15 protein-coding genes are annotated in these 16,246 nt (G+C 62.5%); all 15 read left to right on the forward strand.

What is annotated here, in order from left to right:
• Positions 1 to 214: 214 nt before the first annotated feature.
• Positions 215 to 625, forward strand: coding sequence for a hypothetical protein (locus DIE23_RS30180; protein WP_124615457.1), 411 nt, complete (start codon positions 215 to 217; stop codon positions 623 to 625).
• An 80-nt stretch (positions 626 to 705) separates the two neighbouring features.
• Entirely contained in the window at positions 706 to 2,226 is a 1,521-nt protein-coding gene (locus tag DIE23_RS30185; RefSeq protein WP_124615458.1) for a hypothetical protein, read from the forward strand.
• Positions 2,227 to 2,240: 14 nt separating this feature from the next.
• Positions 2,241 to 2,705 carry a hypothetical protein gene (locus DIE23_RS30190; protein ID WP_124615459.1) on the forward strand — a complete coding sequence of 155 codons (465 nt, stop codon included), beginning with the start codon at positions 2,241 to 2,243 and terminating at the stop codon, positions 2,703 to 2,705.
• Positions 2,706 to 2,959: 254 nt separating this feature from the next.
• Positions 2,960 to 3,211, forward strand: coding sequence for a DUF3717 domain-containing protein (locus DIE23_RS30195; protein ID WP_124615460.1), 252 nt, complete (start codon positions 2,960 to 2,962; stop codon positions 3,209 to 3,211).
• A gap of 118 nt (positions 3,212 to 3,329) precedes the next feature.
• Positions 3,330 to 4,358: an ATP-binding protein gene (locus tag DIE23_RS30200; RefSeq protein WP_124615461.1), complete on the forward strand. Its 1,029-nt coding sequence runs from the start codon at positions 3,330 to 3,332 to the stop codon at positions 4,356 to 4,358.
• Positions 4,359 to 4,458: 100 nt separating this feature from the next.
• Positions 4,459 to 5,385 (forward strand): hypothetical protein, encoded by a 927-nt coding sequence (locus tag DIE23_RS30205; RefSeq protein WP_124615462.1) that lies wholly within the window; start codon positions 4,459 to 4,461, stop codon positions 5,383 to 5,385.
• A gap of 7 nt (positions 5,386 to 5,392) precedes the next feature.
• Positions 5,393 to 6,649 carry a DUF2201 family putative metallopeptidase gene (locus DIE23_RS30210; protein ID WP_124615463.1) on the forward strand — a complete coding sequence of 419 codons (1,257 nt, stop codon included), beginning with the start codon at positions 5,393 to 5,395 and terminating at the stop codon, positions 6,647 to 6,649.
• A 368-nt stretch (positions 6,650 to 7,017) separates the two neighbouring features.
• Positions 7,018 to 8,055, forward strand: a complete 1,038-nt coding sequence (locus DIE23_RS30215; protein ID WP_124615489.1) for a CpaF family protein — start codon at positions 7,018 to 7,020, stop codon at positions 8,053 to 8,055.
• 16 nt (positions 8,056 to 8,071) lie between these two features.
• Positions 8,072 to 8,488 carry a TrbC/VirB2 family protein gene (locus tag DIE23_RS30220; protein WP_185646564.1) on the forward strand — a complete coding sequence of 139 codons (417 nt, stop codon included), beginning with the start codon at positions 8,072 to 8,074 and terminating at the stop codon, positions 8,486 to 8,488.
• On the forward strand, positions 8,481 to 8,792 hold the full coding sequence (locus tag DIE23_RS30225) for a VirB3 family type IV secretion system protein (protein ID WP_124615464.1): 312 nt from the start codon (positions 8,481 to 8,483) through the stop codon (positions 8,790 to 8,792). The genes DIE23_RS30220 and DIE23_RS30225 overlap by 8 nt, the downstream gene beginning before the upstream one ends.
• Entirely contained in the window at positions 8,786 to 11,263 is a 2,478-nt protein-coding gene (locus DIE23_RS30230) for a VirB4 family type IV secretion system protein (RefSeq protein ID WP_124615465.1), read from the forward strand. The genes DIE23_RS30225 and DIE23_RS30230 overlap by 7 nt, the downstream gene beginning before the upstream one ends.
• Positions 11,264 to 11,274: 11 nt before the next feature.
• Entirely contained in the window at positions 11,275 to 12,009 is a 735-nt protein-coding gene (locus DIE23_RS30235) for a type VI secretion protein (protein ID WP_124615466.1), read from the forward strand.
• A 7-nt stretch (positions 12,010 to 12,016) separates the two neighbouring features.
• On the forward strand, positions 12,017 to 13,030 hold the full coding sequence (locus DIE23_RS30240; protein ID WP_124615467.1) for a type IV secretion system protein: 1,014 nt from the start codon (positions 12,017 to 12,019) through the stop codon (positions 13,028 to 13,030).
• Positions 13,030 to 14,376, forward strand: a complete 1,347-nt coding sequence (locus tag DIE23_RS30245) for a TraI domain-containing protein (protein ID WP_185646565.1) — start codon at positions 13,030 to 13,032, stop codon at positions 14,374 to 14,376. The genes DIE23_RS30240 and DIE23_RS30245 overlap by 1 nt, the downstream gene beginning before the upstream one ends.
• On the forward strand, positions 14,373 to 16,241 hold the full coding sequence (gene traD / locus DIE23_RS30250; RefSeq protein ID WP_124615469.1) for a conjugative transfer system coupling protein TraD: 1,869 nt from the start codon (positions 14,373 to 14,375) through the stop codon (positions 16,239 to 16,241). Before DIE23_RS30245 ends, traD begins: the two co-directional genes overlap by 4 nt.
• Positions 16,242 to 16,246 lie beyond the last annotated feature (5 nt).

The raw sequence follows: 16,246 nt of genomic DNA on the forward strand, positions 1-16,246 counted from the left end.
TATGTACTTCGGTCCTGTTGCACTGCTTCTGACGCTGATGTTCTGCGGCTACGGCATCGTCGCATGCGAACGCGGTCGCAAGGCGGAGCGTGACCAACGTCGTTCTCTGCGTCACCACACGCACTAAATCGTACTGACTGCCGCCGATCTCGGCGGCTTCTGTCCAATTAAGGGCTGCACCTCATGGTGCGGCCCTTTTTATTTTGAGGTTTCCATGTTCGAAGTTATGGAGCAGCCGGTATCGCGGCCGCTGGAGGCGCATAAATTCGCCGGCAAGACGGTGGAAGAGGTCGCTCGTTACTTGGAGCAGGCGTTACGAGCTGCTGGTCTTGAGCCGGAATGGGTGATCGTTGCCAACCAATCGAGGTATGCGAACGAGGCCGTTTTTGGTCGAAAGCCGTGGTCCAAGTGGCCGGTTGACGATGAGAATCGGCGGCGCAGTTCCGTGTCGATTCGGCGGGGTATGGTGGAAGGGTGGATCCTGCATATCGACACTATTTGGCGTGATGCAGAACTCGGCGTCGGCCACTGGCGAACTCAACCGCTCATTCGCATCAAGACACTGACGCGTTCCCATGGCTGGGCCGTCGCGGCGGTGGTGTCGAACCTGCTCGATATCGACTGACGTATCACCTTCTATTTTTCCCACTCTGGGGCAACCGCCCTGGATGGAGTGGTTGCCCCTTTCAGGAAGGACAACCACTGATGTACACGATCCATACCCCGAACGAAGCAATCCAGGTCGACACCCTGGCGCACGTGTTCCACGTCTTTTTTCACGACGCGTCGCTGTCCGCGTACGAAACGATGGAAATCTCGTTGACGCGTGGTGGTACTGCGCTGCCGATCCTGCGCTACAACGGGATCTTGACCGTCCGCCAGCCGGGCACCGCGCACGCGATCTTCACGTCGCTCTTTACCGAGCTTCGAGACCGCTGGTTCAGCAAAGACGGGAAGCAGCTGCAGCCCTGGCAGATCACGCGCAAGCGCTGGGAGATTTTCCAGTTCGTGTTCGAGCTCGCGTCGAGACCGGCGTGGCTGCTGTCTGGCGACCAGCTCGAGGCGGAGGTAGAGGCAGCACGAGCCGCTGGCCACCGCTTTCATCTGGGCGATGTTTGCGACCAGGTCGCGGACAGGCTGTTCGGCTACACGTCGCAAGGGCCGCGGCTCTCGCTCTCGGGTGGGGTCAACGGCCGGCACGAAGTGCATGTCGCCCATGCGCTGTTTCAGGATCAACCGATCCCGGACACGGTGCTCGCAGACTACCGCGGCGATACCAAGCACTTCCGGTACGACCTGCAGTGGTTTCCGGTTCTCCTGGACGGGCCGGCTCTTCGCAACTCGCTTCCATACGATGTCATGCAGCACGCGGTGGCGATCTTCCGGCACGAAAAGCGGCCGATCGACAGCGAACTCGGCACCGGCATCGTCGCGACGCTGCGGTCTGCACCGACTGGCATCAGCTACGTCGACGTGGACGATCGTTTGTTCGCTGCGGGGCTCCTGGGCAAGCTGGACCTTCCGGCGCAGTATCAGCGCCCGGTGGATCTTGGTGCTGCCGTTTCCCCCGTTGCCGAACGGTTGCGCGAGCTGATCGGGGATGCTGTCCTGAAGAAGTCTCTGGACAGGCTCGAAGCCGACCGCCGGAAAGGGCTCATCTCGCAGCGGCAGTATGGCCTGCAGACCGCTATGGCGGCGCTGGATCGAGGGCGTACGACGTTCGAATGGCCGAACCAGTTCGCGGCCGCGGTCGAAGCCCGCGACGTTAGCACCCTGCTGACGGTCGTGGATCACCCTGATGGCTGGAACGACCTCAGCAAGCAGGTACTGCGCGAGCAGTTTGGACTGTCGTTGCGTGGGTTGAATTCGGCCCGCCGGCGGCGCGCGATCTTCGCGTTTTGTGGGTACGACGAGGCGGCACTAACCGAGTGGGAGGCAAAGCAAGACGCCGCCCGAGCACAGCGGCGTGCGCAAGAGGCTGCGAATGATGCCAAGGCAAAGGCGGAGCGCGCGCGGTATCGCACGCCCGATAATGCGGTGATCACGGGCGTCGAGCATGTCGATAGCGCTATCGCTGACGGGTATTCCGAGATCCGCAGCTTTCGCCATGGCGCGGCGACGCGCTACGCATTGGCAAAGCCGGGTTCCACCGAGGGGCGAACGCTCCACGCGAAGAACGGTACGCTGGACTATGCGCGTTCCCGACTGACGCCACTTGCGGCTTGATCGAGGAGTGGAACATGCGATTCGATCGAACGGTGCGTTACGAGGCCTGCATCTGGACACCTCGAAAGGAGCAAGCGTTTCTTAATCGGCACAAGCGTGTCGCGCGGAAGCTCGAGCGCGAGTGCCCGTTGTTCGCAGACCAACTCGCGCCGCGGCCCGAAACGGACATCGAGGCTGAGAAGGCGCTGCGGATCGCCAGAGCCCGGAAGGGCGAGCAGCGAATGCGCGACCACGACGCAAGCGTTTGGCGAAAGGGGCGTGCGTCGTATTTCGCGTGCGATCTGGAGATGCGCGCGCGGATCATGGCTGAATGGCGACTGTGCCCAGGGCCCGCGAAACCGCTGTACTTTGTCTACGTCGTCGAGAAGCACAACGGGGTAGGCGACGAGCGAACGCGCAGAATGCGTGAGCGGGACGCCGAGCTCCGCGAGCGGCATCTCCCCATGTTGGACCCCCAAGGCGATCTGCTTGGGACATGAGGGCTGGAGCTTCAGCCAATTTCAAACAACCGGCGCCTCGTGCGCCGTTTTTTTCGTCCATTCGCGGTGTGGCTGATTCAAAGCCGCTTGCTTTTCCCGACCTTTCCGGCCGGCGTATGGCGCCGGGCCGCCTACACTGGCTTGACTTACCGCGTCATCGACGCATCGAACCCGCCGCGAAGCGGCCTTTTCGTGCCCCAGGGGATCACGTCCCTCAGGGCGTTGTTCACGGGGCGACACTTTCGATGTCACCCGTGAACCAACCTGACGTATCGACCCGCCTACCACCGGACGTCGTCTCGATCGCCGAGATCGAAGGCGCGATCAACGTGTGGCGCAATCGTTCGCCGGCGCCGGTCGGCCCCGACGAGCTGCTCGTACTTTGCCCGGAAGCCCGCGTGCTCGCGGACGTCTACGGGGTGATGATCGTGACGCGCGCGAAGTGCGTGCCGCGGTCATCGTTGACGGAAAAGCAGACCGCCGCGCTCTCGCGCGCGCACGCTTAAGCATCAAACAGCGTCTTCGGACGCATCGACACGCCGCATCGCGGCATCTCCAATCGCCCCGCAGGGTCACGTCCCTGCCGGGCGCGATCCCGTGGGGCCTTCTTTTCAAGGAACCCCCATGAAACTCTCTCCCGCGCAACTCACCGAGCTGCTCAGCGTCTACATTCCGCAGCGCTTCCCGGTGCTGATCAGTGGCCGACCTGGCATCGGCAAATCCGACATCGTCGAAGCTGCTGCGGCCGCGACCGACCACGATCTGCTCATCAGTCATCCGGTGGTCGAAGACCCGACGGACTCGAAGGGGCTGCCGTTCCCGTCATCGGACGGCGAACGTGCGCGTTTTCTGCCGTTCGGGGATCTCGAGCGCGCATTGAGCGCGCGCCGGCCGCTGCTTTGGTTTCTGGACGATCTTGGGCAAGCGTCGCCGGCCGTGCAGGCCGCAAAGATGCAACTGCTGCTCGCCCGTCGCATCGGCGAGCACAAGCTGCCGGATCAAGTGACGTTCGTGGCCGCTACCAACCGGCGCGGCGATAACGCCGGTGTCGCGGGGATTCTCGATCCGGTGATCTCGCGCTTTGCCGCGGTGGTCGAACTGGAGCCGACGATCAACGACTGGACGCGGTGGGCGGTTGCGCACAACGTACCGGCGGAGCTGATCGCATTTCTCCGGTTCCGGCCCGATCTGCTGTCGGTCGTTAAGACGAGCCGAGACATCGAGGCATCGCCGAGCCCGCGCAGCTGGGGCTTCGTTGCCAAGGTGTTCCGGTCCGTTCCCGCGCACTTGCTGACCCATGCGGTCAGTGGCGCGGTGGGCGAGGGTGCGGCGACCGAGTTCGTCAGCTTCCTCTCGATTTACCGGACGCTGCCGTCGGTCGACGCGATCCTGATGAACCCCGATCTCGGGCCGATTCCGGATGAGCCGAGCGTGCTGTATGCGCTGACGACGGCGCTTGCCTGCCAGGCCGGCGAAGGCAACTTCGAGCGGGTCCTGCGGTACGCGGATCGCCTCGTCGACGCCGGCCACCGCGAATTCACGGCAGTTCTGGTTCGCGACGCGACCGTGCGCAAGCCTGAGCTGCAGAGCCATCCTGCCTTCGTCCGCGCGCAAGGCGGGGAGATCGGCAAGATCATCCGCGGCGAAGACTGATCGCCACCTTCCTTCCATCGCAGTTCCTGTTGCCACGGCCCGCTCGCGCGCCGTGGCTTTTTTTCGCCTCATCCATTCACTTTCTATCTGGAGTCATTCCATGAACATCACCGATCTGAAGTCCAAGGTCATGCTGTCGTCCGTCACGATTTCCACGTGGGTTGCCCGTCGCTATGACGGCAAGGTCACGGAGGAGGTCGAGAAGAGCCACCACGCGCGCGGCATTGGCCGCTTCAACAAGCGCCTGCTGCCCGAGCACGCGCCGAGCTATGCCGAAGTGGTGTCGATCGGCAACCGGATCCGTTCCTACTACTACGGCCGGACGCTGAAGTACGACCAACTGGGCGTCCGCCTGCTGCCGACCATGATTTACATGGATGTGGCCGAGCGGATGCGCGCGATGAAGGACGAGTTCGATCTCGCAGTGTCCGTTTTCCTGACGAACTACCTGGATCTGAAGGAACAGGCGCGCGCCGAGATGAACGGTCTGTACAACGAGGCCGACTATCCGTCGCTGGCTGAGTTGTCCGGCAAATTCGGCATCAAGCTGTCGGTGCTGCCATTCCCGGACGCGAACCAGTTCGGCGTCGATCTGCCGAACGACGTGCTGACGAACCTGCGTACCGAGATCGACCAGCACGTGTTCGAGTCGATCAAGACGGCGAACAACGATCTGGTCGGCCGGCTGTACGAGGCCGTGTCGACGATGGCGAACCGTCTGTACGCATCCAGTAACGTTCGCATGGACGTCGCCAACCATGTCCGTGAGCTCTGCGAGCTGTTGCCGAAGCTGAATTTCAGCAACGATCCGAAGCTGGCGCACATTCTCGAGCAGGCCAAGACGCATCTGGCCACACACACCGGCGCGGAACTGAAGGAATCCAACGTCCTGCGTTCGCAAGTCGCTGCCAAGGCGACCGAGATCGAAGGGTTGATGGCGGCCTTCATGGGAGGCGCACCGGCGCCGATCGCGGATCAGGTGACCGATCAGGCGATCCAGCTTCCGCCGCTGCGCTTTGCCGCATGAGATCGCCATGGACGCGCGACTTTATGAACGCATCGCGAAGCAGCGCACGGCGCTTGTCCTCGACCACCCGTTCATCGGGGCGTTGGCGCTTCGGCTCAAGGTTGTCGAGGATCCGGGCTGCAAAACGTTCTGGACGGACAGCGAATCGCTGGGCTACAACCCGGTGTATGCGGCCGGCCTGAACGACCTGCAGGTTCGCGGCGTGCTCGCCCACGAGGTGTGGCACGTCGCGAACGGGCATTGTTGGCGTCAGGGCTACCGCGAGCACGAGGGTTGGAACGAGGCATGCGATTACGCCGTGAATCCGATCGTGCTCGATGCCGGGCTGCAGTTGCCGCCTGGTGGACTCGTCGACCCGCGCTTCAAGGGACGGTCGGCCGAGGAAATCTACGGTGCGCGGTTGAACGAGGCACGGCGGAAGGCCAAGCAGGGCGCTGGGAAGCAAGGCGACGGGCAATCGGGTAAAGCAGACGGGAATCAGCCGTCGGCCGGTCCCGGCGGCTCTCGTCTGCCACAACCCGCGAACGGCGCGAATCTTTCGTCCGCAGGCGCTGCGCCCGATGTTCAACCCGATGGCGGTCCGTCGTGCGGCGAGGTTCGCCGGTACGCGGGGCCCGACAAGGCGGCGAAGGAAGCCGAATGGAAGGTCGCGGTCCTGCAGGCGGCGAAAGCCGCCCAGGCCTCTGGCAAGCTCGGCGGTGCGCTGCAAGCTGGCATCGAGCAAGCCGTTGCACCGGTTGTCGATTGGCGCTCGCTCCTGCACCGGTTTGCGCAGGAAGCGGCACCGACCGACTACACGTGGGCGCAGCCGAATCGCCGCTACCTTCACGCCGGGCTGTATCTGCCGTCGTTGAATGAGCCGGCGGTAGGCGACGCGGTGTTCGTGCGTGACGCCAGCGGCTCGGTGTGGGATGCGACGCAGGCGCAGTTTGCCACCGAGATCGAGTCCATGTTCGATGCCGTACGACCTCGCCGTCTGGTTGTCATGGACTGTGACACGCGCGTCACGCAAGTGCAGGTGTTCGAGCGTGGCGAGCGGCTCGCCCTGGCTCCGCTGAAAGGTGGCGGGGGTACGTCGTTTGTCGATCCCTTCCGTCGCATTTTGGCGGAAGGAATCGATCCGGCGTTTCTCGTCTACCTGACCGACATGGATGGTACGTTTCCGTCCGATGAGCCGGCTTATCCGGTGCTTTGGGCGTCGACCACGCCGCTCAAGCGTGCGCGGCGCGCGCCGTTCGGTGAGATGGTCGAGGTCATCTGTTGAGCGCCGCGGTCAAGCGCCCATCTTCTCTCCCCCACCCGGTCCTCGTGACCGGGTTTTTTTTCGTCCGTACGAAACGGCAACCATGGAACGTTGGCGGGGAATCCCGAGAAAGCTATACGTTTTTCTGGAGCTTTCTCGGTTAGCCCCCTCAACCGGTTGACGCGGACGCATGCCAGAACCGTCGAATCCGCGAGCGTTTGGGGTGCGACGAAAGCTGCTGAAATTCGCCATTCTTTCGGTCCGCCGGCGGCGCGCGCAGCTTGAACAATAGCTGCATGTCCGAAATTGCCCAGAATCCGCCAACCCCGAATCAGCCGAGCGTTGAACGTCCGCTGGCTGATGCGCCGGCGTCTCGCCCGAGCGCGCAGATGACTGCCGAAGAGCTGCTCAAGGTCCGTCCGCTCGAAGACAACGCGGTGAAGCTGTTTTTCGCGTCGCTCGACCAACTGACCGGTCCGCTGGAAGCGCCCGACGTTGCCGAAATCATGATCAACGACTACGACAACGTCTGGATCGAGCGGCGAGGGGAGATGCACAAGCTCGACATGCGCTTCAATCCCGCGAAGCTGCAGGGCGCAATTCTGTCGCTCGCATCGTCGGTCGAAAAGTCCGCGAAAGCCGGTACTGCGCAGGGGATCATCAACGGCGGTCACAAGAATCTCCGCATCGCCTCCGTGATGCGGCCGACCGCGATTGACGGGCATGCGCTTGCGATCCGGAAGCATCGGGAATCGAACCTGTTGTTGTCGGACTACGTCGGCATGGGGGCGTTCTCGCTCGTTCACGCGCGCCGCGAGGTTGAGCGCGCGATCTTTCCGCCGGGTGCGCATGACGAGGTGCTGGGAGAAGCATTCCGTGCGCTGGTTCGATCGCGAGCGAACGTTCTCGTTGCCGGCGGCACGTCGACCGGCAAGACGACGTTCCTGAACGCGCTGAATGCGGAGATCCCACCCGAGGAGCGTGTCATCACGATCGAAGACACGATGGAACTGAAGCTGTCCGCGCCGAATCGTGTGCGGCTGCTGTCGAATCCCGACAAAGGTGTCACCACGCAGGTCTTGGTCGCGCTATGTCTGCGCTTCCGGCCCGACCGAATCATCGTCGGTGAGGTTCGCGGCGGCGAAGCCTACGACTTTATTCAGGCACTGAGCACCGGCCACGACGGTGGCATGGGCTCGATCCACTCGAACGATGCGCGCGGCGCGCTGAGTCGTCTCGAGAGTCTGGCGATGCTCGGTATTCCCACGGGGAGCCGCTGGGAGCTTGCCGACATGCGCAAGGCCATCGCGGATTGCTTTCACTACGTCGTGCACCTGCGTCGCACGGGCGAGCTGCGCCACGCGTCGGAAGTGCTCGCCATCAAGGGTTTCAAAAACGGGGACTACGTCCTCGAGCGCGTTTTCTAACCATACGGGGTTTCCAATGAAGAAGTTGTTCAATGCTTTTGCTCTCTCGGCGCTCGCCAAAACTGCCAGCGCCTTCCTTCGACCGGTGACCGCCAAAGTACGCAGCGCGGCGCACTACCTGTTCGGTCGCGGCCAGATCCGCTCCACGTTGATCGCGGCTGCGATCGCGTTTGCCACACCGGCGGCCCATGCAGTGGATCTGAGCGATCTCGGCAACGCGGCGTCGATGATCTGTCTGATCCAGGCCTATGTGAGCGGGCCGGTGCTGTTCTGTATCGGCATCGTGGTGATCATCATGGCGGCCATCATGATCGCGAACTCCGAGAGCAACATCGTCAAGTTTCTCGCGACCGTCTTCATCGGCCTCGGCGTGGCGGCGTGTGCGATTCCGATCGTGAAGAACCGCATGCACATCGACTACACCTGTGCGTAAGCCGAAAAAGGTCAGCCGTTCGCTGTCGCTGCCCCGCCAGCTGGGCGGGGCGGAGCGCGGACTCGCCATCGCGAACGGGACGATCACGACGCTGCTCTGCTACAGCGCGATGACGCCCGCGTTCCTCCTCGTCGGAATTGGCATCCATTGGGTGCTCCGATGGCTGTCGTCGACCGATCCGTGGTGGAAGGAAGTGCTCATCGTCTACAACCGCTATCCGGACGTACACGAGCCACTGCCCACGACGAAGTTTTCGGTTCGGTTTAAGCGTCCCTACGGGTTCGATCAGGATCTGCAATGTTGAGTTCGAAAATCAAGCGCGGCCCCGTGCAGGAGATCGCGCCGTGGGCGACGATGGTCACCCCTGAGCTGGTCCTGAACAAGGATGGGTCGCTGCTGACGCTATTCACGTTCGACGGGATCGACGCCGACTCGCCGAACAAGGCTGATATTTCGGCGGCGCGAGACAACCTCGATCATGCGTGCAAGAACTTCGACCACCGTGTAACGGCGTGGTGGCGACTGTCGCATCGGCGTGTCCGTGGAGACATACAGGGCGGATTCTCGTCCCGGATCGACGAGCGCATTGATGCCATCAACCGCGCGCACGTCGGCAGCGGCAAGTTCTTCCGCAATACCCATTCGCTGGCGCTGGCTTATACGCCCGAGACCGGGATCAACAAGATCTTCGAGAAAGTGGCTTACCACATGACGGTCGGCGGCAAGTCGGTGCCGGTCGCTCTGTGGGAAACCCTCCGTGACGTGCTCTTTGCACGCAGCGCCTTCGCGTTCGACATGGACCGGATCACGTCGGACATCAAGCGGTTCGAGGGGGTTATCGACGCTTTCAAGGGGGGCGTGACGCGTCTCAAGATGAAGCGCCTGCAACTGCAGAACGCCATGGCGTTCCTGCACCAGACCGCGAACCCGTCCGTTCCGCCGCGCCGCGTTCGCTACCCGGTCACGATGCTGGACACCCATTTGACCGAGACGTTCGTAACGTACGGCACGGAACATCTGATGTTCGAGTCGGCGTACGGAAAACGGTACGCGAAGATCGTGTCCGTGAAGGAATGGATGGGGTTTCAGGAGGCCGCCCTCGATGTCCTGGCTGACGTCGACGCTGAGCTCGACATCTGCGTCATGTTCCGCTTCCTGTCGACCCACAAGGCACGGGTCTACATCGAGAAGATGCGCAAGTTCTACAAGGTCGCGGCGTTCAACCCGCTTGCGATCCTGAAGAGTTTCTTCTCGAAGGATGAAAAGCAGGAGGCGGAAAAGAACGACAAGGGCCGTGAAATCCTTGCCGAAGAGGCCGAGAACGCACTGGCGAAGCTGGTGGCCGATGGGACGCAGTATGGGTTCGCCAACATCTCGGTGGTCGTCTATGGGGACACGGTCGAGGAGTGCGACGACAATACGCGCGAAGTCGTCGGCCGTATCGGTAATGCGGGGTTTGGCGTCATCCTGGAGACCCGCAACATCCCGGCGGCATGGGCAACCACGTTGCCCGGACGGTGGGATCAGCAAAAGCGCCTGCAGTTCGTCGAAACACCGTGCGTTTCCGACATAGCGCCGTTGCGCGGGGTCGAGGAAGGCAGTCCGGTCAACCAGTGGCTGACCCAACAGACCGGCGAGCAGACGGGGCCGCTTACCGTTCTGCCTACGCGTCACCGCACGCTGCAGCGCGTGACGCTGCACCAACCGGGCGGCAAGTCGCACACGCTCGTGGTCGGCCCGATCGGCGCGGGCAAGACCATCTTCCTGAACTTTCTCGTGTCGCAGTCGGGGCGCCACAACCCTCGCCGGATCAAGTTCGACAAGAACCGGTCGACGCGGATTCCGACCGTGATGGCCAACGGCCGCTTTGTCGATGCGACGGGCCGGTTCGGCGCGGCCACGCCGGTCAATCCGCTTTCGCTGCTGGCGGACAAGCGGCACTGGACCTATGTGGCGGAATGGGTGCAGATGGCGATCGAGGATGAGGACTTCCACTGCACGCCGCAGCAGCAGACCGATATCTATCAGGCTGTCGCGACGCTCGGCGGCGGCGAGTACGACCGCGAACTCTGGACGCTGTCGATGCTGAACACGTTGTTGCCGATGGAACTGCGTGAGCGGCTCCAGATCTGGACGCAGGGCGAGAAGAACGGTCGCTTCTTCGATCACGTCGAGGATGCGTTCTCGCTGTCGGACGATATCGCGATCGAGATGGGTGACCTGTTCGAGAAGTACCCGGTCGCCGCCGCGCTATTCATGGATTACGCGTTCTACCGCATTTCGCAATGGCTGGACGGGAAGCGCTTCACGATCATCGAGGTCGAAGAGTGCGGGTTCTTCTTCCAGTATGAGCGCTTCTATGCTCGCCTGGAACTGTGGGCCGTCACGATCCGCGGCTTGAACGGGACCCTCGTGATGGCAACCCAGTCGCTCGGGCAGCTTGCCCGCGTGAAGAACTTCGAGATTCTCAAGGAGAACATCCCGAACTTCTTCTTCCTGCCGAACCGGGACGCGCGCAACAACAAGCACCTGTATCGGGATGTGTTCGGCCTGACCGACGACCTGATCGACATGATTGCCGACGCGGTGCCGAACCGCGATTACCTGTGGGTGACCCCTGACCACGCACGGATGCTACAGGCGCAATTCCCGAAAGAAGCACTCGCCGTGTTGCGCGCCGACGGCGCCGCCCAACGGGTGCTCGACAAACACCACGAATCTGGCTCGCCGCACTGGCGTGAAGAGTACCTCCAAGAAATGATGACTCTCGACTGACTGGGGACCCCATGAATATCCGCTATTTCCGCGCGGCGGTAGCCGCCGTCATGTTTCTCGTGGCCGGACGCGCGTCGGCGACGGGCATGCCTGTGTTCGACGCAGCCAACTTCGCGCAAAACATCATCACGGCGGCGAAGGCGGTGCGTGGCGAGATTTACCAGAACACCAACATCATCTACCAGTACCAGATGATGGCGAACCAGCTGTTGCAGGCGAAGAATCTCGATCCAGCCGCGTGGAAGGCCGCGTATGACCAGATCGCCGGCGACATCAACAAGGTCAAGACTCTGGTCGGGACCATGCAAGACCTTTATGGCGATCTGAAGCAGGGGCGCGAGTGGGTGTCTCAGGTGCAGACCTTGGTGAGTCGGTCAGGCAAGACCAATGAGCAGTGGTTTGCCGACATGAACACGCTCTATCAGCAGAACGACAAGGTGGTGCGCAACCTGTTCCAGATGGGATCGAACATCATGCAGCACACGAACGATCTGGCGAAGCGTCGACAAGAGTTGCAGTCTCAACTGTCGTTGTCGCCGACCGCGCAGGCGACGGCGGAGATCACGACGCACTACCTCGACATCGTGACGAGCCAGAACGCCGACATTCTTCAACTCAACGCGGCGAAGGCGCAACGCGACTCGCAGAAAGATGCGCAGCAGGTTGAAGACGACAAGGAGAAGGCGGCTGACGCGAACCGCTTCATCTCGAAGCAGCAGGCCGAGCGGTCCGCATATGGGTTCTGAGGTGGGAATGGCGAACGATTCTGCGAAGTGGTTGCGTCGCGGTGCCTTGACGCTGCTCGCGGTGATGCTGCTGGGCGTCGTCACGGCTTCGAGCGCGCACGCCGCCGATTGGCCGCCGATCACTACGGGATGGAGCTCGAGCTACCAACCGGGCGAGGTGGCAAAGGGTGCAATGGCAGCGATCGAGGAGATCGCGAAGATCATGAAGGATCTGATCGACCTCGCGGTGACGCTGAGTCAACCGCTCGATCAGTACGCGAACAAGATGGCTGGCGGGCTGGCAGGCATCACGATCGCACTCGCGGGCGTTCGGTATGCCGCAACCAGGGATCCCGTGCCGGCGTGGCAGTCCCTGATTGAAGACCTGGCGATTCTCGGCATCTTCGGTTCGATCTTCCTGATGTATGCCACCTGGGCGCCCGGGTTCTATAAATGGTTTAACGATATGGCGGTCGCGGTGTCTGGCACCGATGCACAGTCGCTTCCGACTGCGATGGTCAAATCCGCTGGATCGATCTTCGATGCCGTTATCGAGGCTTTCCAGGCCGCGCATTGGTGGAGCTACATCGCGCTGGCGATCAATCTCATGCCATTGTTGTTCGCGTGGGGCTTTCTGATGATCGCGTCGCTCGTATTTCTCTTCTTCATCTCACTTGGGACCATTCAGATGGCCGTCGGCATCGTGATGGGCAAGATCGCCTTGGCGTTGGGCATATCGGAGTTCACCCGCGGCTACTTCAAGACCTGGTTTGATTACATGATCAGTGCGGGCATGTATATGGTTGTCGCGGCGATCCTTCAGCGTTTGGTCACGACCACGATTACGAGCGCGTTTACCAACGCGATCTCGAAGGGCTTAACCACACCTTATGCCGGGTCGCTCACGCTCGATCTGTCGATCTTCGTCCTGATTCTGTCGTTCGAGGTTCCGAAGTTCGCCTCCATGTTCGGCGGTGGCGCGAATGCGAGCGGCGGGGCGTTCAAGAGTCTGACGAAGGTTGCGACGAAGGGCCTGGCATGATGAGTGAGCCACGTCTCTTTCAGTCGGTCGATCGCAGCGTGCTGGTCGCGAACAACGAACGGCGGATCGATCTGATCGCGCAATGCGCAAACGAAGTCAGCCAAGCGGACTTCGACCGCAAGTGGCGTACGCTCGTGCATCGGTGCGCCGACTGGTTCTCGTCCGTGCCGCTCAGTCCGGAGCTGTACCGGGAGCCCGGCGGTGCATTCCGCTGCACGATCGAGACGGCCTTCTATGCGATGCGCCTGGCCGGCGGGCAGAAGTTCGGCACAAACCTCCCGTCGGAACGCCGGCGGCGCATCGAGCCGCAATACAACTATGGCGTGTTCCTCGCCGCAATCTGCTCGTGGCTGGATGAACCGTATCGGCATTTCGAGGTGGTACGTGAAGCCGATCAGCTGGTCTGGAATCCGTCGATTCACGGGCCGGCCGGGCCATGGCTGGGGGATCAGCCCTACCGGGTAACGCGCCGGGCGGCGCCGCTTGCGGTCGAGCGGATGCGCACCGGTATGCTCGCGCAGGCGCTGGTCGGCAGTGGACTGCTATCGGGCCTGGATGCGGAGGTGCTGGCCGAGGTGTTCGGGGCGATGAACCCGACGGCCAGTCCGGTCGGTGTCGAATCGTTGACCCATCGGGTGGTCCGCCAGGCGATTTCGACGGCGGCCGAGTTCGACCGGAAAGCGCAGCGCGGCGTGTTCGAACCGGTGAAGTTTGCCGTGCCGTCTGCGATCCACGTCGCGGGCGAGCTCGAGCCGGTGGTGACGCCGGCCGCCGCCCCAGCCTCGTCGACGGTTGCCGCGCCGACGCCGGCTAGTCCGACGGCGACAGGACGTCCGCCGTCACCGATTACGCCCACCACTCCAGCGGCGACCACTGCGGAAGGGGCGACGGCGAGCGCGGTCAGCGTGCCTAGCCCGGCGCCGCCGCCGCCCACAGGCACACCTCAACTGGCCGCGCCAACGCCTGCCGGATCACGCGAGCTGGTCGCGCAGCCGGCGCAATCCGGCGACCCGTCAGCGGTGATCGATCCGGCCGCGACGCACGTGGCAGGGGAGCGTCGAGTTGAGCCCTCCCCGGAAGCCTTCGACGCGGTGCTCAAGGGCGCGCCGCGCATGATCGTGGATTTCTTCCGCGCGCTCGGTCAGGATGTTCAGGCGGGGAAGGCCAAGGTGCGGTGGAGCGAGCTGGGCCTGGTGCTGCCCAAGCGCCTGATCGGTAGCTACGGCATCGCGAGCGACACCCTGATCGAGCACATGCGTCGCCGCAGTCTGTTGCTTGCCAACGAGCCGATGGAAGTCACGCTCGCACCGCGCGCCGGTGAGCTGATTCAGGGGCGTGGCCTATGAACGGCTACATCAACCATTTCCGGCCGATCTACGAGCTCAGGGCCGCGCTCGCATGGCTGCTTGCGATTGTCATGTTGCCCCTGTCCGGGATGCCGCATGCGTGGGCATTCGCGCTGATAGCGCTGGTGGCGCTTGCGATTCGATCGGGGCAGGTCTGGCGCGCGCTGAAATTTCGCATGGCCATCTCGACGAAATGGCTGACGACGCTCGCGGTGCCCAAGCTGCTCGCGATCCAGGCGCGCATGAAAGCGGAAGCGAATGCGATGTTTCTTGGCACGGGCTTTGAGTGGACACAGAAGCACTGCCAGATTGCGCATGACATTCTTCGCATGCCGTCGACAGATATCCCGGGCCTTCCGAAGTGGTTGCCGAAGACCAAAACCGGGCGCCAGTTCGAGGAGATGATCGAACGGCTCTTTGCTCCGAAAGACAGTATCAGGGACCGCATGCCGCAAGGGGTCTCGTGGATCCACGGGCTGGAACCGGCGAAGGGCTACGTGCCATTCCACTACAAGGCGATGGGCGGCCATACCGCGGTGGGCGGCACGACCGGTGCGGGGAAGACGCGTACCTACGAGTGCATTTCCACCCAGGTGATCCATCTCGGCGATGTGTTGCTCGACTTCGATCCGAAAAACGACAAGGAATGGAAGCTGCGGGTGGAGCGGGAGTGCCAGCGGGCCGGCCGGAAGTTCCTGTACTTCAATCAGGCGAAGCCGTCGGAATCGATTCGCCTGGAGCCGCTCGATAGTTGGTCGCAACCGTCGGAAATCCCGAGCCGCATCGCGCAGCTGATGGAAGAGGGGCCGTTCCGGGATTTTGCGTACCTGTTCATCAGCCGCTCGGTAAACGGCGAGCTGTACATCGGCGACAAGCCGAACCTGCGGTCGATCCTCAAGTATGCCCAGTCGGGCATCGCGACGCTGCTCGAGAAGGCGCTGAAGCGCTTCTTCCTCGAACAGGGCCTGACGGATTGGGAAACGCAGGTCGCAGCCGACACCGTGAAGATGGCCAACAAGCCCGGTGTCTCCAAAGTTGACGGCATGGCCGCGCTGTACCAGGCACGGTTCGCGGCACTCGACCGCGGCCACGAGGCGATCGATGGCCTGATCTCGACGCACACGCACGACCGCGAACACTACATGCGGATCATCGCGTCGGCGCTCCCGCTGCTGCAGATGCTCGCGACCGGCGAAACCGGCCTGATGCTGGCGCCGAAGGTCGACGACTTCGAGGACGAGCGCGAAATCTGGACCATTGAGAAGATCATTCGCCAGAAGGCGGTGCTCCACGTGGGGGCCGACTCGCTGTCGAACAGCATCGTGGCGAAGGCGATCATGTCGGTGCTGCTCGCCGACGTGTCGGCGGTGTGCGGCTCGATCTACAACTTCTACGAGACCCCGCCTGAAGTCGTGCTGATCATCGACGAGGTCGCGGAGGCGATCAACGAACAGGTGATCCAGATCCTGAACAAGGGGCGTGGTGCAGGTTTCAAGGCGTTCGTCGCATTCCAGACGCGCTCGGACATCGAGGCGAAGCTCGGGAATGCCGCAAAAATGCTGCAGGTTTTGGGCAATTTGAACAACCAGATCATCTTACGCTTAGAGGACACCGACACGGCGGACTGGTTCTCCGACAAGGTCGGGGAGACGGCGATTCGCAACCTGGTGATGTCGAGTTCGACCAGCACGGGTAGCGAGTCGCACGTCGGTGAATTTACGGGATCGGTGTCTCGCTCGCTCCAACTGGAGAAAGTACCGCTGATTCCATCCCGTCTGATACAGAGCCTTCCGAACCTGCAGTACTTCATGCGGATTTCGGGCGGCGCGGTGTATCAGGGACGCATTCCAATCCTAAATGGCTGAAAACC

It is taken from the genome of Burkholderia sp. Bp9143, from assembly GCF_003853645.1.
GTDB lineage: Bacteria > Pseudomonadota > Gammaproteobacteria > Burkholderiales > Burkholderiaceae > Burkholderia.